At 37.5% G+C, this 19,818-nt stretch carries 24 protein-coding genes; 23 read left to right on the forward strand and 1 reads right to left on the reverse strand.

Going from position 1 to position 19,818, the window contains the following annotated elements; genetic code table 11:
• The first annotated feature begins 49 nt into the window (after positions 1-49).
• The 14 genes from AC6JAD_RS13740 (at position 50) to AC6JAD_RS13805 (ending at position 11,648) form a co-directional block, all read left to right on the forward strand.
• On the forward strand, positions 50-631 hold the full coding sequence (locus AC6JAD_RS13740; RefSeq protein WP_461302919.1) for a hypothetical protein: 582 nt from the start codon (positions 50-52) through the stop codon (positions 629-631).
• Between the two features lie 182 nt (positions 632-813).
• Positions 814-1,194 (forward strand): hypothetical protein, encoded by a 381-nt coding sequence (locus AC6JAD_RS13745; RefSeq protein ID WP_461302920.1) that lies wholly within the window; start codon positions 814-816, stop codon positions 1,192-1,194.
• 162 nt (positions 1,195-1,356) lie between these two features.
• Positions 1,357-2,049, forward strand: a complete 693-nt coding sequence (locus tag AC6JAD_RS13750) for a hypothetical protein (protein WP_461302921.1) — start codon at positions 1,357-1,359, stop codon at positions 2,047-2,049.
• Positions 2,050-2,236: 187 nt separating this feature from the next.
• Positions 2,237-3,403: a flavin monoamine oxidase family protein gene (locus AC6JAD_RS13755; RefSeq protein WP_461302922.1), complete on the forward strand. Its 1,167-nt coding sequence runs from the start codon at positions 2,237-2,239 to the stop codon at positions 3,401-3,403.
• Between the two features lie 128 nt (positions 3,404-3,531).
• Positions 3,532-4,053 carry a hypothetical protein gene (locus AC6JAD_RS13760; RefSeq protein WP_461302923.1) on the forward strand — a complete coding sequence of 174 codons (522 nt, stop codon included), beginning with the start codon at positions 3,532-3,534 and terminating at the stop codon, positions 4,051-4,053.
• 209 nt (positions 4,054-4,262) lie between these two features.
• Complete coding sequence (locus AC6JAD_RS13765; protein ID WP_461302924.1) at positions 4,263-4,715, forward strand: hypothetical protein; 453 nt, start codon at positions 4,263-4,265, stop codon at positions 4,713-4,715.
• A complete protein-coding gene (locus AC6JAD_RS13770) occupies positions 4,712-5,194 on the forward strand; it encodes a YybH family protein (RefSeq protein ID WP_461302925.1) in 483 nt (160 codons plus the stop codon). Before AC6JAD_RS13765 ends, AC6JAD_RS13770 begins: the two co-directional genes overlap by 4 nt.
• Positions 5,195-5,323: 129 nt before the next feature.
• Positions 5,324-5,743 (forward strand): hypothetical protein, encoded by a 420-nt coding sequence (locus tag AC6JAD_RS13775; protein WP_461302926.1) that lies wholly within the window; start codon positions 5,324-5,326, stop codon positions 5,741-5,743.
• Positions 5,744-5,908: 165 nt separating this feature from the next.
• The gene (locus AC6JAD_RS13780; protein ID WP_461302927.1) at positions 5,909-6,634 is read left to right on the forward strand and encodes a DUF6090 family protein; all 726 of its coding nucleotides are present in this window, start codon (positions 5,909-5,911) and stop codon (positions 6,632-6,634) included.
• 30 nt (positions 6,635-6,664) lie between these two features.
• A complete protein-coding gene (locus AC6JAD_RS13785; RefSeq protein WP_461302928.1) occupies positions 6,665-8,131 on the forward strand; it encodes a serine hydrolase domain-containing protein in 1,467 nt (488 codons plus the stop codon).
• 93 nt (positions 8,132-8,224) lie between these two features.
• Positions 8,225-8,959 carry a DUF7003 family protein gene (locus AC6JAD_RS13790; protein WP_461302929.1) on the forward strand — a complete coding sequence of 245 codons (735 nt, stop codon included), beginning with the start codon at positions 8,225-8,227 and terminating at the stop codon, positions 8,957-8,959.
• Positions 8,960-9,029: 70 nt separating this feature from the next.
• A complete protein-coding gene (locus tag AC6JAD_RS13795) occupies positions 9,030-9,548 on the forward strand; it encodes a hypothetical protein (RefSeq protein ID WP_461302930.1) in 519 nt (172 codons plus the stop codon).
• The gene (locus AC6JAD_RS13800) at positions 9,538-10,134 is read left to right on the forward strand and encodes a hypothetical protein (protein WP_461302931.1); all 597 of its coding nucleotides are present in this window, start codon (positions 9,538-9,540) and stop codon (positions 10,132-10,134) included. The genes AC6JAD_RS13795 and AC6JAD_RS13800 overlap by 11 nt, the downstream gene beginning before the upstream one ends.
• Before the next feature lie 968 nt (positions 10,135-11,102).
• Positions 11,103-11,648 carry a hypothetical protein gene (locus tag AC6JAD_RS13805; RefSeq protein WP_461302933.1) on the forward strand — a complete coding sequence of 182 codons (546 nt, stop codon included), beginning with the start codon at positions 11,103-11,105 and terminating at the stop codon, positions 11,646-11,648.
• 126 nt (positions 11,649-11,774) lie between these two features.
• Here the strand turns inward: AC6JAD_RS13805 and AC6JAD_RS13810 are convergent, their stop codons facing one another.
• Complete coding sequence (locus AC6JAD_RS13810; RefSeq protein ID WP_461302934.1) at positions 11,775-12,158, reverse strand: hypothetical protein; 384 nt, start codon at positions 12,156-12,158, stop codon at positions 11,775-11,777.
• 155 nt (positions 12,159-12,313) lie between these two features.
• Here AC6JAD_RS13810 and AC6JAD_RS13815 point away from each other — a divergent pair, with 155 nt between their 5' ends.
• From AC6JAD_RS13815 to AC6JAD_RS13855, 9 genes are all read left to right on the forward strand, one after another.
• Positions 12,314-13,405: a glycoside hydrolase family 113 gene (locus AC6JAD_RS13815; RefSeq protein ID WP_461302935.1), complete on the forward strand. Its 1,092-nt coding sequence runs from the start codon at positions 12,314-12,316 to the stop codon at positions 13,403-13,405.
• Positions 13,406-13,691: 286 nt separating this feature from the next.
• Complete coding sequence (locus AC6JAD_RS13820) at positions 13,692-14,420, forward strand: DUF6843 domain-containing protein (RefSeq protein WP_461302936.1); 729 nt, start codon at positions 13,692-13,694, stop codon at positions 14,418-14,420.
• 87 nt (positions 14,421-14,507) lie between these two features.
• Positions 14,508-15,056: a hypothetical protein gene (locus tag AC6JAD_RS13825; RefSeq protein ID WP_461302937.1), complete on the forward strand. Its 549-nt coding sequence runs from the start codon at positions 14,508-14,510 to the stop codon at positions 15,054-15,056.
• 92 nt (positions 15,057-15,148) lie between these two features.
• On the forward strand, positions 15,149-16,039 hold the full coding sequence (locus tag AC6JAD_RS13830; RefSeq protein WP_461302938.1) for a hypothetical protein: 891 nt from the start codon (positions 15,149-15,151) through the stop codon (positions 16,037-16,039).
• Positions 16,040-16,043: 4 nt separating this feature from the next.
• Positions 16,044-16,523: a GNAT family N-acetyltransferase gene (locus AC6JAD_RS13835; RefSeq protein WP_461302939.1), complete on the forward strand. Its 480-nt coding sequence runs from the start codon at positions 16,044-16,046 to the stop codon at positions 16,521-16,523.
• A 15-nt stretch (positions 16,524-16,538) separates the two neighbouring features.
• Positions 16,539-16,811 carry a hypothetical protein gene (locus tag AC6JAD_RS13840; protein WP_461302940.1) on the forward strand — a complete coding sequence of 91 codons (273 nt, stop codon included), beginning with the start codon at positions 16,539-16,541 and terminating at the stop codon, positions 16,809-16,811.
• Positions 16,812-16,955: 144 nt separating this feature from the next.
• Positions 16,956-17,822, forward strand: a complete 867-nt coding sequence (locus tag AC6JAD_RS13845) for a helix-turn-helix transcriptional regulator (RefSeq protein ID WP_461302941.1) — start codon at positions 16,956-16,958, stop codon at positions 17,820-17,822.
• 103 nt (positions 17,823-17,925) lie between these two features.
• Positions 17,926-19,275 (forward strand): vanadium-dependent haloperoxidase, encoded by a 1,350-nt coding sequence (locus AC6JAD_RS13850; RefSeq protein ID WP_461302942.1) that lies wholly within the window; start codon positions 17,926-17,928, stop codon positions 19,273-19,275.
• 131 nt (positions 19,276-19,406) lie between these two features.
• Positions 19,407-19,817 (forward strand): carboxypeptidase-like regulatory domain-containing protein, encoded by a 411-nt coding sequence (locus AC6JAD_RS13855; protein ID WP_461302943.1) that lies wholly within the window; start codon positions 19,407-19,409, stop codon positions 19,815-19,817.
• Position 19,818 lies beyond the last annotated feature (1 nt).

Raw genomic sequence — 19,818 nt, forward strand, 5'->3', positions numbered from 1 at the left:
AACGTGTATAGTTCATCTTAGTTGAATTCCTAATGTGAATTCAACGCTTATGTATTATCTTCGGTTACGGCGTGAAGAATCCTGCGGATTTTCCCGTAAAGAAATTATAGCCGAGACCGTTGGAGCACATTATGACCAAACTCAAATGAAAGGAATGAATACCTTCATAATCTTCGGAATTTTAGCATTAACAGGAATATTTGCTTTGATTGGTTGGAATTCAAAACGGAATTCAAACACACTCGAAATTGCTAAAAACAAGACTGCATTGCGGATTGGTGATTTTCAACAAGAAAAGCGAGATTTAAAACTTACGGTCTCTTATGGCAACGGAGAAAATTCAAAAACCATATCTAAAAACGCCACAGCGGAAACAATAAAAAGTACAATGGAATCAATCTATTGGAATGAATTTCATATTGTACAATTGGAAGACCAAAGTGGTGATGGATATAAAGCTTTGCACGTGAGTGGAAGTTTAGGAGGTGATGGATTAGCATCAGGATTTGTAACAGACGATGACCATATTCTAATGGTAAAACCAATCACTACAGTTGTCCAAATGACTGAGATACTGCTTGACTTTTTGAAAGGAGAAAGTGTTTGGCGAAATCGATACGAATATCAATAACGTGCTTCAACAATGCATATAGGCATTGCGGTTGAATTGTTTGCTCGTGTACTAATCGGAATTCCTTCGCCAGTTCACTTCGTTCATGTCATTGCAATTGGCTATCTTTCGGTTATGATGGAAAATAGAATAGGATTCTTCTAAACGCGCTATGAGTAAAACCGTTGTATGTAATTTGAGAAATGGACAGTAGAACAATAGAAATAACAAAGCGATTTCAAGATTCCTGGGAAGAAACTCAAAGAATATTTGACATATTTGACAATGGTGGATTTGAAAGATTAAAACCCGTAAAGAAATACATTGTTAAATTAAAAGAAAAAGGAGAAAACAATCATTTTCGTATTGGGACATCACTATATCGACTAATTATTTCTCGCTCAGTTGAACACGGGCTTCGTGATGACCAAAAAAGAATTATGATTGACACCATTGCTCTGAATCACTACGAAATAATATTTAGTGATGGATTTAAAAAATACCGTGAATATCGAATATCTAATTTGACTGATAATAGACTGACTAAATTGTTGGAAACTCTTAAAAGTACTTTAGTGGACTAAATAAACTGAATACAACAATGTATAAAGAAAAAAACGGTTTAATTGCTAATGGGAAACAAAGTGAAGTTAAAAATAGTCTATGTTTAACCGAAAAGTTGGTGTGTGAAATCTGGCTGCTATTATTGTACGAGACCTTTGGTTGCAATTAAAGAACACCTCGTAATGAAAAGAATATTAAGAATTATTACGATGTTACTTTTCTCGACACACGGAATTTCGCAATCTGAAAAGGGCGAAATAATCGTTGTTCAAAAATTTTATAAGGACACTCTTCAAACTGATTATCATAAAGTTAAATTTGAAATTAGCAAGAAAGCCGACAAAGTATATCGATTGGATTATTCTTCTGCTCATGTTTCGGATACGATAATTGTTCGAGGAACAACTGAATATAAATATAAGAATGGTCATTTTATTCCTACAGCACGAAAGAATATGACCCGAATAACGGATAAAAAGAAATATAAAACTGGAGATACCATTCTTGAACAGAATGGTGACTATCTAACAAAAAAGGTCTATTCAAAAAACAAAATCATTTATGCAGCTAGGTTGTTTCCTGATCAACAATCAATTCCTTATAACGAACTAGAGTATGTTTATAGTAAAAAAGGAAATTTGATTGAAATCAGGGAAAAACACAATTCAGATGTGAACGAAGAATACAAAACCGTATTTGAATACAAAGAAGGTGTTGTTTCGAGAATGACAGAATTTAAAAAATTTGGAGAAAAATGGACAAAGGAAAAAATTTGGAGTTATGCATTATTAACAACAAATAATATAAGAGAAAAGGTAAGAAAACGAATTAATATTTTACTGCTGAGAAATCAATTTATCGATACTCCGTGGTAAAAACTACAACCATCGAGGTATAATAATAAGACGAAAAGTGTTTAACCGAAAAGTCCGCGCGAACATTTGCAAGTCACCAAATTTCAAAATTCGGCTCTGTATTGTTACGTAAGGTTAATCTCTTATTACGTAAAACAAAACCATAGCCAAAACCGTTGTAAACACGTAAGATATAAAGTGGTAATTTATGAATAGAAGTGAATTCATTAGAATGTGCGGATTATTGGGGGTTGGAATACCTCTACAGTTTTCTTTTAGTTCATGCAATAAAAAAGATGATACCTCACCAAGTTCAATAGAAAAAGTAATTATCATAGGTGCTGGTGCGGCTGGATTAACCGCCGGACATCTCCTTAATCAAAGAGGAATTGATTTTGAAATATTGGAAGCGTCTTCAGCTTACGGTGGACGGATGAGAAGCACCAATGACTTTGCGGATTTCCCCATTTCTTTAGGAGGCGAATGGCTACACGTGGAAAAAGAGGTGCTAAGTGAAATAGTCAATGATTCCTCCGTTACAATAAATGTAGAAACCACACCTTACGACCCAGCAGTAGATTATGGACTATTTGAAGGGCAACAAATAAGTTTGGCTGATGTCGGCTTTACTATTGACCAAAAATTTATTGGCTCCTCTTGGTTTGATTTTTTTAAGGAATATGTTGTTCCATCTGTCGAAACACAAATTAAATACAATAAAGTTGTAGAATCCATTGACTACTCTGCCGATCAAGTTATTGTAAAAACTGCCAATGAAGAATTTACAGCAGATAGGGTAATTGTTGCGGTACCTGTAAAAATTTTGCAAAACGGCGCAATAAATTTTACCCCAGCCTTGCCAAATGATAAAATAGAGGCCATCAATAACGTAACTGTATGGGATGGTTGTAAAGCCTTTATTGAATTTTCTGAAAAATTTTACCCAGCCTTTGTTGCGTTTGATATACAACCTGAATCCGCAGGACAAAAATTATATTACGACGCTGCCTATGGGCAAAATACCAATCAAAATGTTTTGGGTCTATTTGCTGTGGGCACAGGTACATTGCCGTATGTGAATTTATCGGATGCCGAGTTGATAAATTTTATGTTGACGGAATTGGATGATATTTTTAATGGTCAAGCATCGGCAAATTATGTCCAGCACCTTTTCCAGAATTGGAACGAAGAACCATTTGCAAACGGTGCGTACATATACGATAATGAGGATTGGCGAAGGGTAAGAACACTAGGTGAATCGGTAGGGAATAAACTTTTTTTTGCCGGCGATGCTTACACAGATGGGGAAGATTGGAGTAGCGTACATACTGCGGCACGTTCAGCTATTAAAGCGGTGGCAGAATTAGTTGGATAGTTTACGGTATTGTATAATGAGATTATAATGAAAGGAAACCCACCGAGAACAAAGGCCAGAACATTCATGTCCCGCAAAAGCTGATCAAGGCGTTTAGCCAAGCCGATAACAAACATATTGAAAAAGCTATGAAACCATTAATCCTCTTAATCGCTATTTTGACGCTGAGTTGTAATTCAACCGAAAATCAAATTCAAGTTTTTGAGGATACATTGGGTATAGAAGAGACTGAGGCATTAAATGTCCTGGTATCCGACTTTGAGACCAACTTATCTAATACCTACCCCGACTTATCAAGCCAAGATGCATACCTTCAGTACCTAACGGATTTTTTATCTTTAAAAATGACCAGTTATAAAAAATTCAATTTTCAAACTGAAGAAACAAGGACTTTATTCAAGAAAAGTGGCTTATGGAATGAAGTTCACCGAATCGATACAACCAGAGCCGGTTATCAAGTCAACGTACATGGAAAATATATGCATGCCCTTGAACGTATAAAGGATTCCGATAGCTTGGTCAAACGATACTACGAGAGCCGCAAAAAGGATGGAATCGTTCAAGACCGTCTCGATGCCATCTTAAATTCCGAACCTAATTTTGATAACTATATCCATAAACGTATTGTGGTGTTGGAGTTTGGTTATTGATAACATACGTTGCTAATAATGTGTATCGTTCATAGTGGCTGAATTGCTTGCGGCAGTTCGCTTCGCTCGTGTCCTAATGGGAATTGCTTCGCCAGTTCACCTCGCTAGTGTCATTGCAATTTGCTATCTTTCGGTTACGGCAGAAAATCGAATATGATTTTCCTAAACGAGCCATAGGCAAGACCGTAGTGCAGCATTAAAAACAAACTATGTGTGATTTCGAAAAAGGAATAAAATTTTGCTCTTGTGATAAGGAAAGCATAAAATTTCGAAAGCCAAGAAAGTTCGTAAGAAAAGAGGGGAAGCTAATAGAGCAGATTAGCCCCAAAGACGCCAAAATTCCGTTAGAATACATTTGGACCCTTTTCAAATTTGATGGAGAAAAAGAAATTACGGAAATCGGGCGGTATATGATGCCAATAAACGATCTGGGTAATGGATTAAAGGCAGAATGGATTGCTTTTAATTTAAACCGGGAAGACTGTTTTGACTTTGAGTATATACCTAGTGAAGGGGATAATTTAAAAATTCACGAAAATGTTCTTATGAGTTCTTACATTTCGTTTATTTATAGAAATGGCGAATGGATTATAGACCATCATAGTCCTTGGTCAACTGAGCTGTCTAAATTTAAAGAGGGGAAGATAAAAACACTGTTATGAAAAAAATACTAATCTTATTAATAGTTCTTGGAGGATTTAACACAGTCAATTCACAGAATATTGCTAAAAAGGACAGTTTAGAAATTAATGAAAAAATTGGTGACTGGAATAAAGCTTGGAAAATTAAAGATCCCAACTTAGCGGCAAAGTGGTATTCTAATGATGCCGATTTCACGAATGCTTTTGGATTTAGTATGATTGGGAAAAACAATATTGAATCATATTTATCGCGAGTATTTAAAATGGATTTTGTGATGGATGGAAATTCGGAACAGACTTCAATTAAACTGAAATATATTTCCCCAAACACCATACTTGCCATTTCCACAATAGAGAGAAAAGGACAAAAATTAAGTGACGGAAAAGAATTGGGGACTCGCCGGACCACACATCATAGACTCTTTAAAAAAGACGGGGAGTGGAAAATAATTGCTCACCTAATTTCTGACGCAAGAAGTATTGATACAGCAAAACATTAAAAACCGCTACAACACGGTGTATAATTAATTGCGGTCGCAAGTTCAATAGGCGAATTTCCTGCTTAAGTCTTATCCGTTGGAAAAGTCCGGAACTAATCATCCACTAACCATTATGAAACACTTGAAGTAATGAGTAATTATAGAGCAAGTTTGATGAAATTAATTCAACCAATTTTTAATACATCATGGAAAGAAGTAATTCCAGCTACCGAATCTCAGTTGACCGAGTTTAGCAGACTTGCTCATAATAAAGGTGTGCCTGAAAAAACAATTCTTGAACTAGTAGAATTTTATAGAATAACTAACGGAATACCATGTGTTGATTCTCTCGAAATTCATCAAATAGATGATTCAATACTATTTGAGAGGTGGGAAGAACGTGAGCTATGGATTGGTCAAAGAGATTTTTATATGATTCGATTTAAAGATAATAAGTATCATTTGGGAGATGCTTCAAATTTAAACTATGGAGATGAATACGTTTCGGAAAGTCTAATAGGTATATTACAAATTGGATTAAATAATTGGTATACAGACGATGATATTTAAAAAAACCTTACACAATAGCGTATATAACATATTGTTAAGATTTGGCTAACTTGAAATGCTTTTCTCATAATTGACCTCAGTTACGGCTGAATAATATTCAAAAACTAATGTGGCTACTTGCATAGATAATACCGTTAGCCTTCATTATGACAACCCAATAAACCAATGATTAAATTTTTCCGCAGCATACGTCAAAACCTTCTCAACCAAGGGAAAACAACCAAGTACTTAAAATATGCCACAGGTGAAATTGTGCTGGTTGTTATTGGTATTCTAATTGCTTTGAGTATTAATAATTGGAACGAATCACGTCAACAAAAGAAGGTTTTAGATAATATTTATAGAATTGTAGCAGAGGACCTAAAGAAAGATGCCTCGGAAGTGGATATGGTATTGAATTTCATGCTCGACAGAAAAGAGGTATTTGAAAAAATCTTAAATGATTCATTAAGTTTAAAAGACGTTGAGGGAAATGAGATCGTCCTTTCCATATTAACCGACGTTCGGGTATTGAACATAGAAAAGAGAGGGTATAATTTGCTACGTAATTTTGAGGACAATATGGTAAGTGAAAATGATACGTTGGCTTTTAGGATTATCAATTTCTACGCAAGTTCCATTTACTTTTCTGAAAAGGTGGAAGCTATAATTATTGATGATTTAATAAAAACCAACGATCTGTGGAAGAATGAGGACTGGTATTCCAATATTATGCAGAATAAAAAGGATGATGCATTTATAGACTATATACTAACGAATAGGGAATTCAAAAATTTATGTGCTTTTCGATACAGCATGTTTTATGAAAATTATGCCCCAACCATCGAGCAATTTCAACAGGGAAGCCAACGAATCTTGGAGGCTATAGAAACTAGGCTCGATACTAAATAAAACACAAAAACCTAACAATTTAGACAACAAATGAAGCGATTTGCGCAAACATTAATTTTTCTCATCTTAGTTACTAGTTGTTCTGGTAAAAAAGAAAAACTAGATGATAAATCTGAACAATTCACTTCAGAGATTGTTGAGTTAAAGCAGTACTTCCAAATTCCGGGGCTTGCTGTTTCCATTGAAGAAAATGGTAATACTATTTATCGAAAGTATTTAGGGGAATCGAACATAGAGGAGTCCACACAATTAGATGCTACGACATTGTTCCCAATTGCTTCGGTAACCAAGGTGTTTTCTGCGCTTTTAGTCATGAAACTGGTTGAACAGGAAAAACTCTCCCTTGAAGAGCCCATTAATGAATTCCTTCCAAACCCAATATTGGGTGATTCAATTCTAGTAAAACACATATTATCCCATACTTCCCAAGGTAATGTTGGAAAGGATTTTTATTACAGCTCAAGATTCGGGCTTTTAACAAGTGTGATTGAACAGTCGACAGGGAAGTCTTTTGCTGAAGTAATGAAAGAAGAAATTTTTACACCTTTACACCTAAAAAACACCTTTCTACTTAAAGATTCTACACAAATTGCAGCAATAGCCAAACCATACATTTTAGACAATGGAATTGAAAACGGTTTTATTGATTATGGCTATTCGTCTTCCGCAGGAATAGTCTCCAACCTGGAGGATTTGGCAATTTTCAATAGTGCATTGGACAATAATACACTCATATCCAAAGAATCCAAGGATTTGATGTTTACATCCTTTACATCCGAATTGCCATATGGCTATGGAGTTTTCAATCAGCAATTTGCGAATTTGAATATGATTTGGGCGTATGGTCAATATGATTGTTATTCCAGTCTCCTGTTAAAAATACCCTCAAAGAATATTACCTTAACATTGCTTGCCAACAACAGCCTTTTAAGTGATCCTGCCAGACTTATTAATGGAGATGTTTCCTCATCGCTTTTTGCTCTTAGTTTTCTAAAAAATTACCTACTGGGACTGACAGAAGTACCCCTGTTGGAAAAACAGAGTGCGGTGTCCGAGGAGTTTTCGGATAAAGATTTTTATAGAAAAAAGATACTAGCCCAGGCATTGGCTGAATCCTATATGGCAAGATTTGCACCTGAAAAATTACAATCGAGCTCGGAGCTTTTAAGGTCAGTCTTTAAAAATTATCCCGACTATCAGGACTATGCCGATTTAAATCTTCTCCATAATCTTACTTTTTTAAAAGATGTAGCCTTTTATATGGATCTGGGCGAGTTCAGTGATTTCGATACTGAAATAGAAAGCATTGGGGAATTATTGTTAACGAGAGAACCTAACAACCCCTACGTGCATTTTTATCTAGGAACATACTATGCTAGAAAGGGAAACAATGAAAAAGGAATATACCATTTTGAACGTATTGTAAGTGCCGAGAACTTTTCTCAAAATTGGTACACCAAAGAAGCTCAAAATTGGTTAAATGAAATAATGAAATAAAAAAGAACCCGAACCGCTGCAATGTGCATGATGTTCATTAGGAACAAAAGCTAGTAATGCTAATACACAAGACAGTTGGCTGCAATTTGAGAAATGAGTAAATACACAAAAGAGGAAATACTAAATGCGCTAGACAACACTGGAGCTTACAATTTCTTCTTGGATTTGGAACATGGGTATTTTCATACAGCCGGTAGTAGAATCAATTTGTATGCAGATGAAAATAAATGGGCTATTGTGTTCGAGAAAAGTGGATTTGGAAACCGAAGTGTTCGAGCTGAAATTGAACTGAATTTTTTTGGAAACTGTTTAATAAACCTGGACAGGGCAGGGGTAGATGATAGATTCATCTGTAATTCAAAATATTTGACACTAATCTCTGGAGAAGAGTTTGAAAAAATTGAAGGAGATTTCGAACTTGTTTCCAAAGAAGCAACAAAAGTGAAAGTTCGGGATAAGGAATTAACGATTGATCAGAATAATGAAAGCTATGGTGCTATGGGAATTGAAATTCAAGATTTTGACAATCCTGATGGGCTAATTGACTACCCATCATTAGTACGATATCTTGATGAGACGAATCCAGAGGTTTTTCGAGCAACAGAAAACGAATTAAGAATGTGTATTCCAGTCGATGTACCATTCTTAATGAAAATTGATAAATGGCACCATAGATCATACTCTGAATTTGGTGGGGACAAACCCAGTACATATGAAACCTTTAATTTGATCGCTGATATTTTGATGAGTAGAAATTCAGAAGACTGGAACCCCACTTTAGAGCCAAACAATAATTGGAGGAATTGGCCCGAAGCCGGTGGATTATAATAAAAAAGAAAAATTGAAATACGCTTACTAACCCTTAACTAACGGTTATAAGAGACCGTTATTCAAAATTATGAAAAAACAAATCCTGGTAATTTTTGTACTTCTGGTTTCAATGAAATCTTTCGCTTGTTCTTGCGAGTGTAAATGGAATTGTAGATTCGGTGCTATTTCGGATAATAAAGAATTTGTGGCATTAATAAAAGTAATTGAGTATTCAGACTTTTTGGAGGATGAAATCTATGGCTACGACGGCAAGATGCCTTATTCAATGACTGTAGAAGTAGTTAAAAAGTATAAAGGTTCCGAATCACGAAAGCAATTTAAAATTTGGGGGGACAATGGAATTTTATGCCGCCCGTATATTGCGGAATTCAAAGTAGGAGAGTACTATTTAATTGCACCTACTAAAATAGAAAGTGATTTAGACGATGAACAAAACGGGGATTATGACTTTTTCTCCTGTTGGAATGACTATTTGGAAGTGGATTATGACAAGAAAATAGCTTACGGCGAATACTCTTGGTGGTTAAAAGAAATTTCTCTTAAAAAGTTTGAACAAAAACTGAAAAATAAAGTCATTGAAAAATAATGGGCTAATAATAATAACAATCATCTTTTTCCTTACGGTGAATTTAAATTACTTTTTGGAAGGGAAAATGGGGTTTTTAGCTTTTCCAATTTTCATTTTTTTGACAATTGTATTTTTAGCCTTATCCATAATTTGTCTATTCCAAATTGGCAAAGGAATTATAGAAAAATTTTCAAATAGAAGCCGAAACTGGACTATTGGAATAATGGCGATATGTTTAGGGTTGATTCTGCTTAAACCAAGGGGAATAATAAATTTTGATAAATTAGAAGGTGATGATTTATTCGTTGCCCAAAGAGAAGGAGTGGCCAATTGTATGACCACCTTCAAATTGAAGCCAAACAATAAGTTTAAAGAAAGAAGTGTTTGTTTCGGCGTAAGCGTTGTAAGGGGAAAATACGAAATCAGAAATGACACCATTTTCTTTTCAGATGTTCGTGTTGCAAGAGGAGATAAAGAATATTACGAATTCGGGATTCTCAAAAAATCCAAATACCGAAACGAAAAAGTGCTATTCAGGTACAAAAATAGTAGTGATACAATTGGAGACGAACTTTGGATAACCAAAAATCAAATAATCGAATAAAAAAGAATCCGAACTGTTACAACATGTATAGTTGATTTTCCACAACGAGCCATACGCAAGACCGTTACCAGTAAGCTTAAAAAATCGTGAAATTATATAAACCAGTTTTTTCAATCTTAGTAATCATTGTTCAATTCATTTTGTCTTTGAACGATTATTACGAACTTCAAGAATGGAGGAAAGCAAATCCCGAATTAGACTCAATCATAAATTTACTTATCACTTACGACACATTATTTTTATTTGTTTTCATAATTGGTTTTTATGAAATGTTGACAAGGCCAGGACGTTTTAAAATGATAATAAGAATATTTTTAGTTTGTATTATTTTGGGCACGCAGTTTTCAGAATTTGTACCCATTGATTCTTTTTATTTTGGTGTTTACAACACCGCATGGTTTTCTGCGGTAGTCGCAGTTCCATTAATTTTATTTCGATTGGGAAAATATTTATTCGAAAAAATACAAGCCACAAAACTGACACAGATTTGAAGAAGTCAGCAGGTAACAACGCATATAATGATAACTGGTTTGCGCCCTCTCTAAAAATCAGCACTTCTTTTTAAATGAGAAAAATAGTTTTAATCATCTTATCGATAATTGGAATAATGTACTGCTTCCGATTTGGAAAAATTTGGACATCCAATATACATGGCGGACAGTTGTCGGGAATTCCGTTTACTGCGCTAATTATTGTAATGACGATTTCTTTTTTCCTTGCAACCAAAACAACTACAAAACGAAAGATTTTTAGTGGCACTTGCTTCATTTTTATGGCTTTAACGGGATTCAGTCTAACCGTAGAGTTTATAAGAAGCAACATGAAAGATTATTTCAAATTCCTATATCACGAACCCGAAGGTTGGGTTAATGAAATACTATTGGGTTGGATACTTGTCGGGATCATATTGTATTTTGGAAACGAGTATTTTCGTAAGAAATCAATGAACAAATAAAATCAGCAACTACATGACACAAAAAATAAACCTTACCTATGTGCTATTTCTTTTTATAGCCGTCCTATTGAGTTGTTTTATACACGAATTTGCCCATTGGCTCACAGGCGAATTACTGGGCAACAGGATGTCCATGTCCCTTAATGGCGCATCACCCATTTCCGGTAAATACAAACACGATTGGCATGCTAATATTATTACCATGGCGGCGCCAATAGTTACGGTGCTACAGGCTGTTGTATTTTATTTTGTAGTGAACAAAACCAAAAACGGGTATCTCTATCCCTTTTTCTTTTTCCCCTTTGTTTATAGGTTTTTTGCAGGTATAGCCAATTCCTTTGGTCCCAATGACGAGGGTAGGTTCGGTTTGTCACTTGGGATTGGGTTGTATACGGTTTCCATACTTTTTTGCGGCTTTCTTTTCTTTTTGATTTTTAAGTTTTCCAGAAAGAATAACGTAAGTCTAAAATTTAACTTGGTCACATTTCTTCTTTGTGCCATTTTCTTATTAGTCATTGTTTTTCTGGACCAATACTTCAAAATTAAAATAATTGGATAGGCTTTATGCCATAGTACGGCATGAGCACTGCCACGATTTAAGTTAACTTTAGTAACCATCCATCTGCAATAATTGAAGAACCATGATCAAGAAGGTTATAAATTCCCCAATTGCAGGCCGTAATAGTTAACCCTGAAGCCTATAAAACAAGTAGGGAGCCAAGGTTACCCATATAAGGAACAGTATCCATAAACGCCCTTTAAGGATGTTGTAATCATGAAACAACCTACTCCAAGAATGCCCGGCTACGTAGTGTCCAAATATAAACTCGAATGCGACAGTAAGCCCCAACCAGAGGAAGCCAATCGCAATGGCCTGATGACCAGAATCAGGCCGCCAATAGTGAATGACCATCCAAATATACACCCCAAATAAAAGGATCAATAGGGCTGTAGATACTTGGTGTGCACCCAATTCCCTGAGTCGTTCAGCAAGCACTTTTTCCCTGAATACCCCGTTAGCTATCGCAATAAAGATCATGGGGAACCAAGCAAGGATAAATTTCCACATAAGACTTCTAACGATTGATTTGATAACTAAACTAATAATTTTGTAATTAATCTTCTTACATTTAGTAGCGTTCCCATACCAGTAAATACAATCCAATGGCGGTAAGGAACACCTATTCAAAACCTTTTGAAATATTGCTTCAAAATGAAAAGCACATGAAAAAGAACAAGCTTCGTGGCATAGCACTACTGTTACTTATAACCATAGGCCTAGTGTTCTTTCATTTTATGGCTTCGGAAAAGGTTGCCGCAGGCGAAGAAACCCATATAGCAGCCGATTCTTTAACCCCGAGCGAACGAAAACATAGGGGAGCGCATGTGTTTAGCAATGTAGATACCACCAATGCAGCTATGTTCACCCGTATGAATATTGAATGGGTCACCTTTGTCCCTTGGGGTTTTCAGGACGATGTAGACAGCCCCGCTGTCACACACCACAATAAGGATAGTGCACATATACAGCAACACAATGCACATTGGGTTCGCAGGATTGAAGATGCCCGCAAGGAAGGTTTCAAGGTGTTTTTAAAACCACACGTATGGGTAGATAACCCCTCCAATGGTCAATGGCGTTCCGATATCTTTCCAAATAACGATACCGATTGGGAACAATGGAAAGCCACTTACCGCAACTTTATTATCCGATATGCCACTGTTGCCGAGCAAGCCCAGGCCGAAATGTTCTGTTTAGGAACCGAATTTACCAGACTGGTGCTAGAGAAACCTGAGTATTGGAAACAGCTAATACAAGAGGTACGTGCCGTGTATTCCGGTAAATTAACCTATGCCGCCAACTGGTACGAAGCCTATGAGAAGATTACCTTTTGGCAAGATTTGGATTATATTGGGATACAAGCCTATTTCCCAGTAGCCCCTTCAGAGTATCCAAGTGCCCAGGCCATAGAAAAAGGATGGAAGCCCTACCTAGAAGCCATGCAGTCTTTGGCAACCGCAAACAACCGCAACATACTATTTACGGAGCTCGGTTATAAAAGTACATCGGACGGCGCAATGACTCCCTGGGTATGGATGGATAATCCACACCATCCCGATTATCGATACTCTGCAGAAACCCAGGTCAATGCCTACCACGCTTTTTTTAATACCGTTTGGGATAAGGAATGGTTTGCCGGCGCACATATTTGGCAGATGCGAAGTGACTATAAGCCCATACAAGGAAAAGAACATAAGGGATTTACACCTCAGGGCAAGCCGGCGGAAGAGGTTATTGCAAACGGATTTGAGTAAGACCATCGCGCATCAAAAACAAAGCATGACAATTTTATTTTCAATGTATTCATTTTGCCAATATTTTTACCATTCCTTGCATAGACCCAATATTGTGAAAGACAGGGGCCGCATCGAGTAAAGAATCCAAACAATTGTATACAAACCATTTTTAGGAATGGGCTTCGGGCAATTATGAGCTTAGAACAAAGTAAATTCTTATGAACATATTCGTTTGTTATATACCTCCGAAAGTATATATCTTAGTCCTATCCTTTTACCATAAGACCATGAATGCTAACCCAACATGACTAAAAAAAGAAGTAACCTAATTTTTTATTTCGGAATAACACTGATGGCCTTGGGCGCTGTTGGACTCACAGCGGCAGCATTTTTCGCAATAATAGGATTACCCGTTTTCGTAATTGGGATCATCTTGGTATTGATTTCAAAAAAACCCATGAAACAAAAAACAGTACCTATTGTACTTTTCATCGTGGGTATTGTTGCTTTTTGGCCCATTTGGAGAAAAGTGAATTCGATAGGCCCGGAAGTGTTTTTGATTCCAGACGACTATCGGGGTAAGGTAAATGTAATTTATAAGGACGGTTGTGGAATTTCGCTTAAAAAAGGAAAAGAAGGGATGGTTTATGAAATCCCCGATGATGGCCTTTTATTGCTTAACAACAAACAAAAGTTTGGCTTTCTGGATCAAACGTTTTACTTGGTTGACGAAAAAGGATACCGGACCGAAATACCAAAGATGAATGTTAGGGATTTTAACGAAGAGTGGAGTGTGTCTAAGAACCCTAATGAACCGCCAAGGGATAAACTTGGGGTTTTTCATTCGGGCAGAACAGGTGGCAAAGGAGCTTTAATCGATGCAGAAGGCCATGAAACCAATACAGAGAACAAGTATACCTTTCAGGAGTTTTATGTAGCTACATACAATGACCTTTCTGACAGGTTTAATTACAAATACCAACGCGAATTCGACTCTATAAGGGAGGCCAAAGTAAAAAAGTGTAACCAATAATTGCAAGCGCAACGGTAAGCTGACACAAACAAGCGTCATCCATACCCAGCACATAGATTTAGTTAATATCAAATAAAAACATTGTACATGAAAGACAGATCCATTAATGGCAAATATATCCTAGTAGCAGTATTGGCAGTAATAGGTACCTGGATCATCCATGAGTTTGCCCATTGGCTTACCAGCGAACTATTGGGCTATGAAAGCATCATGCGCCTAAATGGGGTCGCACCAGTTGAAGGGGAGAGCCCTACAGAGAACCACAAAGCCATTATTTCCATATCAGGCCCCATAATTACCGTACTGCAGGGCCTGGTCTTCTTTCTGCTGATACAGCGAAACCAATGGAATAAGTACCTATATCCGTTTTTGTTCACGGCTTTTTATATGCGCTTTTTGGCTGGGGGCATGAATTTTATTGAGGTGAATGACGAAGGACGAGTGAGTGAGTTTCTTGGGCTCGGAACTTTTACCCTATCCATTGTGGTAAGCGTCCTATTGTTTTTTATGGTGTATAGAGTGTCCAGAAAGCATCAATTGCATTGGAAATTTCAATTCTGGACTTTCCTTATAACAACCTTAGCCATCACATTACTGATTTTTTCCGATGCGTATTTTAGGATTAGATTACTTTAGGAATGACAGTCCATTTGGTTCCTAAAATTGCATATAACCAGAGACAAATTATAGGTAGTATTAAATTTGAATAAACTTCCCAGGCATACTAAATGGCAACAGACGGAACAAAAATAATAGACGGAGACACAGCCCACGATACGTATTGGGGAATCATGGATTTATATGATAGCGGAGCAGAAATTGAAATGATTTTGCATCAATTTCCATTAAAGGAAACAGATTACTTTGACGATTTCGACCATGAAATTTATGTGACCAGTTGTGGTCTTGCTTATTGGGAATTGGGCTTAATGACACCGGAAAGAATTCAATTTATAAAAGATATAATAAACAAGGGTGCTTGTGTGAAGGAATGGACTCAATATTCCGAAAAAGAAGGGAAATCCAGAAAATCGGTTCTGAAGCGATATATGTCGAAAATTGAAAAGACAAATCAAAAAGTCAGGAAACGAAAAAAATATAGAAAAATAACCAACTTTGTGTTTAATGAAAACTCTGTTCTTTCATTCAAGCTTTCAACTGGTGAATATGCCGTAACGGTGTGTGTAAAGATTTTTCAATATCGCGGAAGCTGTATGTACTGGCTAGTCCCTATCGATTACAAATCACAGGAGAAACCCACAATCGAAAAAATATTGAATTCAGAAATACTGGGAAGGACTATATTTAGTGGATTCACAAGGGAACAGATGCGCACAAAGCAACCTGGCATTGAGAATATTTGGAATTATTCGGCGGGTACGCCCAATTTTGCTTTCGGATTCTCGATTCAAAGCATAGAACACATCAATTTACTCAAAATTGAGGATAAGTTTCAGGTAATTGGGGAACTTAGTGTTATTGAAGGACTAAAAGAGATAGGATCCATTGGTGGCGTGGATTCCTTTGAGGGCTTAGAAGAGATCTACACTGATCTGAACGAACAAATAAAACTATTTCGGAATCAGAAGTATCCCGTTTCCATAGTTATTAATGACTAGTTGTATGCATATTGAACTTACGAGACTTACCGAAATCGACACCTCGTACATTATCGAACTAATGAACCATCCACTGGTGAGGCGTCAAATGCCCTTGCTGCAAGGTAGCTTTAGCGAAAGTGATTGCCAGAGGTTTGTAGCTGCCAAGGAACAACTTTGGGCAACACATGGCTACGGCCCTTGGGCTTTTGTTATAGAAGACAGGTTTGCCGGTTGGGGTGGATTGCAGCCAGAGGGGGACGAAGTAGATTTGGCCTTGGTCCTGCATCCGGATTATTGGGGCATGGGCAAGGCATTGTATAAAGAGATTATTCATAGGGCCTTTAATGAAATGGGAATGGAATCGGTAACAGTCTTGTTTCCACCCTCAAGAACGCGAATTAAGGGGTTCCTAAGACTTGGTTTTAAGAAAGACAAGGAGGTAGAAATGGGAGAAGAACGTTTTATCAGGTATCGATTGGAGAATCCTAATAAAGGATTATAGTTCACGCTTATAACCATGAAGTCTCGCTTAAAAAAAGAATATAAAACCAGATTTAGTGAATTAAGAACACTCATTAATTCATGGAACTTAATTCCCGATTCACCAACCGACGAGTTCGATTCGATAAACCATTTACTTCTTAGTCAACTATATAGGGAATCGGATACGGCTAAATTGAGGAAGATTTTGTATTTTGAATTGACCAATAATTATGGACTCAGTGTAACTGAAAATGAATTGGATGATTGGTTGGATGGGGTATTGCAATGGTGGCCACAGACTCCTTAAGAATATGCGAACGGTCATGATATGATAATTACCAGTATGAGTGCGCCTATCATTGAACGTGTTCTCATTATAGCCTATATGCTGAGCAAATTTTGTTTATGGACAAAGCACCCATAAGCAGTATGACATTGAAAAGAACGAACCATGTTAGATTTCGACGATTTCTTACAAAGCAACGCAGCCTTCAGGAAGTTTGAGGTAGACACCCTTTTATTTACAGCCTATGATTGTCCATTAGAAGGATCGCCGGTAGACTATTGGGTAGACCGAAATTATTTCTGCTATGTCATTAGGGGAGGTGCACGATGGAAAACACCCAGAGGAGATTACATCTTGCAAGTAGGGGATGCCGCATTCCTTAAAAATGGGGCACATCGTGTATTTAAAATATTGAATGGTGATTTCTGTGCCCTGCTTATTTTTACCCCGGATGATTTTATTCGGTCAGTGATGAAAGATGATATACGAATGATCGATCCACCAAACAAGGATACCAAAGAAGATTCTGTTATTCCCCTGCAATTGAACAAACGCCTGCATGATTACTTCAATGGGGTGTTGCATTACTTTTCCGAACCCCAGCCGCCGGCCAAGAGCCTTTTACAGCTTAAGTTCAAAGAGCTTATTCTACATTTGTTAACTGGTGGAAACAATCCATTGCTCACCAACTATTTTATTGAATTGGCTAAAGGGGGGAAGAAGGCATTAAAGCCCATCATGGAAGAACATTTTATCTTTCATTTAAAGCTTACGGATTTTGCCAAGCTAAGCGACCGGAGTTTGGCTACTTTTAAGCGGGACTTTCAGAAAACCTTTCAAATGCCCCCTGGTAAATGGCTTCGCAACAAACGTTTGGAATACAGCAAATACCTATTGGAAACTACCGAGTTCAATATTGGTGAAATAGCCTTTAAATCGGGATTTGAGAACACCTCACATTTCATTAAGGTATTCAAGGAAAAATACAACCGTCCTCCATTACAGCTTAAAAAAGCCCTTCAAATTCAATAAGATATCATTTAAAGTGAGCTAAATAGCACATTTTTTGAAATAACAAGAAAATTTGTTGGGTTTAGGGTTCCGTATCTTTATCTAGCTAAAAAATGCACAAAAGATGAAGCTTTCTGCGAATCATACTGTTAAATCATGGGGCGTATGCCTATTTATATTGGGATGGCTCACCATGCTCTATGGATGCAAAGAACAAAAGACAGATCCTAACGAATACAATGCCGACTTGGCCATTGCTTGGAACCATTTGGTCATGGATATGGCCATAGCCGAAGATGGTTTGTTAACACTGAAAGGTGTCCGAATCGAAGCCATGCTTTTTGTGGCAATGCACGATGCACTCAATAGCATTCAACCTCAGTATTCGCATTATGGTTATACGGAAAAACACCCTACGGCAGACCCTATGGCTGCCGCTGCCCAAGCTGCGTTCGAAGTAGTGATAGATCAGTTTCCGGATAAGAAGGAAGCATTGGAAAAGGAGCTAGCTTTTTGGTTGGATAAGGTTCCACCGGGAAAAGCAAAGGAAGAAGGTATTGCCTTAGGCAAGGCATCGGCTACAAGGATACTGGAAGACCGAGCCAACGATAATTACAATGGTGAGGCAGCCTATACGTGGCATCCCATGGCTCCTGGGGTGTATGCAGAGTTCAATGAGCACAGTGGCACACCAGAAGGGTTTGTTTTTGGTGCGGGTTGGTCAGCCGCACATCCCTTTATGCTTACAAGCCAAGATCAGTTTAGATCGCCACCACCGCCAGCTATTACAAGTTCCGACTACACCCAGGCTTTTAATGAAGTTAAGTCTTTTGGAAGTACAGAAAGCACTGTGAGATCTGCCGATCAAGCACATCTGGCAATGTGGTGGAAGGATTTTGTAGAGAATTCCCATAACCGTCTGGCCCGCGATCTTTTGCAGAGGGAAAAACTAAACCTGTGGGAAGCCGCACGTACTTTTGCGTTGTTGAATTTGACGGTCTATGATGCCTATATCAATGTATTCGACAACAAGTTTCATTACAACCACTGGCGGCCTTATACGGCCATTAGATGGGCAGCTAATGACGGTAATCCCGACACAGCTGCCGATGAATCATGGAACAACCTTCATAAACATACCTATGCATTTCCTTCCTATCCCTCTGCACATGGCACGGCAAGCTCTGCGGCCATGACTGTATTGTCGAATACCTTGGGAACTGGTAATGCGTATTCCTTTACAATGAGGACAGCTACAGTGGAAAGTGCAGGTCCATTTTCAGAAAAGCTACCCATGGATCCTCCCATACGTGCATTTCAATCTTTTTCGGAAGCTGGATTGGAAGCCTCCCTGTCTAGGGTCTATTTAGGAATCCATTTTAGGTATGATTCCGAAGAAGGGCATCGTTTGGGCAATACAATAGGGGAGTATGCCAATACGAATTTCCTTAAGCCACTAGGAAATAACGAATAAAAAAGCATGTTCTTTTATTCCTAGACTAAACGAAACCCTGACTTCACTCAAAGGGACATTCCCTTAACTCACTTGTGTTTTATATACCATAGCGGTACTGTTAAGTTTGAGGAAACATTAAATAGTATACTATGAAAACACACAACACATCGACAGCAAAGCAAGTTTTAAAACCCATCGGTTTTCTTGTTTTAATCATGACCTTATGCCTTATGGCAAATCCTGTATATGGGCAGCAAGAAGGACAGGTAGTAACAGGACTGGTTACCAGTACGGATGGACCATTGCTTGGTGCAACCATTGTGCTAAAAGGCACTACTATTGGAGTAGTTTCTAATGAGAATGGGGAGTTCACGTTTCCGGAAGAACTAAAGGAAAATGATGTTCTGGTAGTGACCTATCTTGGATACAAAAAGGAGGAGGTTACCATTGCCAAGGGCACCACTTATGTAGAGCCCTTTTTAGAAGACGATCCTATTATTGTCGTAGCTGCCTTGCGAACCAAGGAAGGTACCATGCCATTGGAGGGAATGAGGAACTAAT

The organism is Aureisphaera sp. (genome assembly GCF_059726885.1).

Coding starts and splice junctions, on each gene's coding strand:
- AC6JAD_RS13740 (WP_461302919.1), top strand. CDS start 50: ATGTATTATCTTCGGTTACGGCGTGAAGAATCCTGCGGATTTTCCCGT.
- AC6JAD_RS13745 (WP_461302920.1), top strand. CDS start 814: ATGGACAGTAGAACAATAGAAATAACAAAGCGATTTCAAGATTCCTGG.
- AC6JAD_RS13750 (WP_461302921.1), top strand. CDS start 1,357: ATGAAAAGAATATTAAGAATTATTACGATGTTACTTTTCTCGACACAC.
- AC6JAD_RS13755 (WP_461302922.1), top strand. CDS start 2,237: ATGAATAGAAGTGAATTCATTAGAATGTGCGGATTATTGGGGGTTGGA.
- AC6JAD_RS13760 (WP_461302923.1), top strand. CDS start 3,532: ATGAAACCATTAATCCTCTTAATCGCTATTTTGACGCTGAGTTGTAAT.
- AC6JAD_RS13765 (WP_461302924.1), top strand. CDS start 4,263: ATGTGTGATTTCGAAAAAGGAATAAAATTTTGCTCTTGTGATAAGGAA.
- AC6JAD_RS13770 (WP_461302925.1), top strand. CDS start 4,712: ATGAAAAAAATACTAATCTTATTAATAGTTCTTGGAGGATTTAACACA.
- AC6JAD_RS13775 (WP_461302926.1), top strand. CDS start 5,324: ATGAGTAATTATAGAGCAAGTTTGATGAAATTAATTCAACCAATTTTT.
- AC6JAD_RS13780 (WP_461302927.1), top strand. CDS start 5,909: ATGATTAAATTTTTCCGCAGCATACGTCAAAACCTTCTCAACCAAGGG.
- AC6JAD_RS13785 (WP_461302928.1), top strand. CDS start 6,665: ATGAAGCGATTTGCGCAAACATTAATTTTTCTCATCTTAGTTACTAGT.
- AC6JAD_RS13790 (WP_461302929.1), top strand. CDS start 8,225: ATGAGTAAATACACAAAAGAGGAAATACTAAATGCGCTAGACAACACT.
- AC6JAD_RS13795 (WP_461302930.1), top strand. CDS start 9,030: ATGAAAAAACAAATCCTGGTAATTTTTGTACTTCTGGTTTCAATGAAA.
- AC6JAD_RS13805 (WP_461302933.1), top strand. CDS start 11,103: ATGACACAAAAAATAAACCTTACCTATGTGCTATTTCTTTTTATAGCC.
- AC6JAD_RS13810 (WP_461302934.1), bottom strand. CDS start 12,158: ATGTGGAAATTTATCCTTGCTTGGTTCCCCATGATCTTTATTGCGATA.
- AC6JAD_RS13815 (WP_461302935.1), top strand. CDS start 12,314: ATGAAAAAGAACAAGCTTCGTGGCATAGCACTACTGTTACTTATAACC.
- AC6JAD_RS13820 (WP_461302936.1), top strand. CDS start 13,692: ATGACTAAAAAAAGAAGTAACCTAATTTTTTATTTCGGAATAACACTG.
- AC6JAD_RS13825 (WP_461302937.1), top strand. CDS start 14,508: ATGAAAGACAGATCCATTAATGGCAAATATATCCTAGTAGCAGTATTG.
- AC6JAD_RS13830 (WP_461302938.1), top strand. CDS start 15,149: ATGGCAACAGACGGAACAAAAATAATAGACGGAGACACAGCCCACGAT.
- AC6JAD_RS13835 (WP_461302939.1), top strand. CDS start 16,044: ATGCATATTGAACTTACGAGACTTACCGAAATCGACACCTCGTACATT.
- AC6JAD_RS13840 (WP_461302940.1), top strand. CDS start 16,539: ATGAAGTCTCGCTTAAAAAAAGAATATAAAACCAGATTTAGTGAATTA.
- AC6JAD_RS13845 (WP_461302941.1), top strand. CDS start 16,956: ATGTTAGATTTCGACGATTTCTTACAAAGCAACGCAGCCTTCAGGAAG.
- AC6JAD_RS13850 (WP_461302942.1), top strand. CDS start 17,926: ATGAAGCTTTCTGCGAATCATACTGTTAAATCATGGGGCGTATGCCTA.
- AC6JAD_RS13855 (WP_461302943.1), top strand. CDS start 19,407: ATGAAAACACACAACACATCGACAGCAAAGCAAGTTTTAAAACCCATC.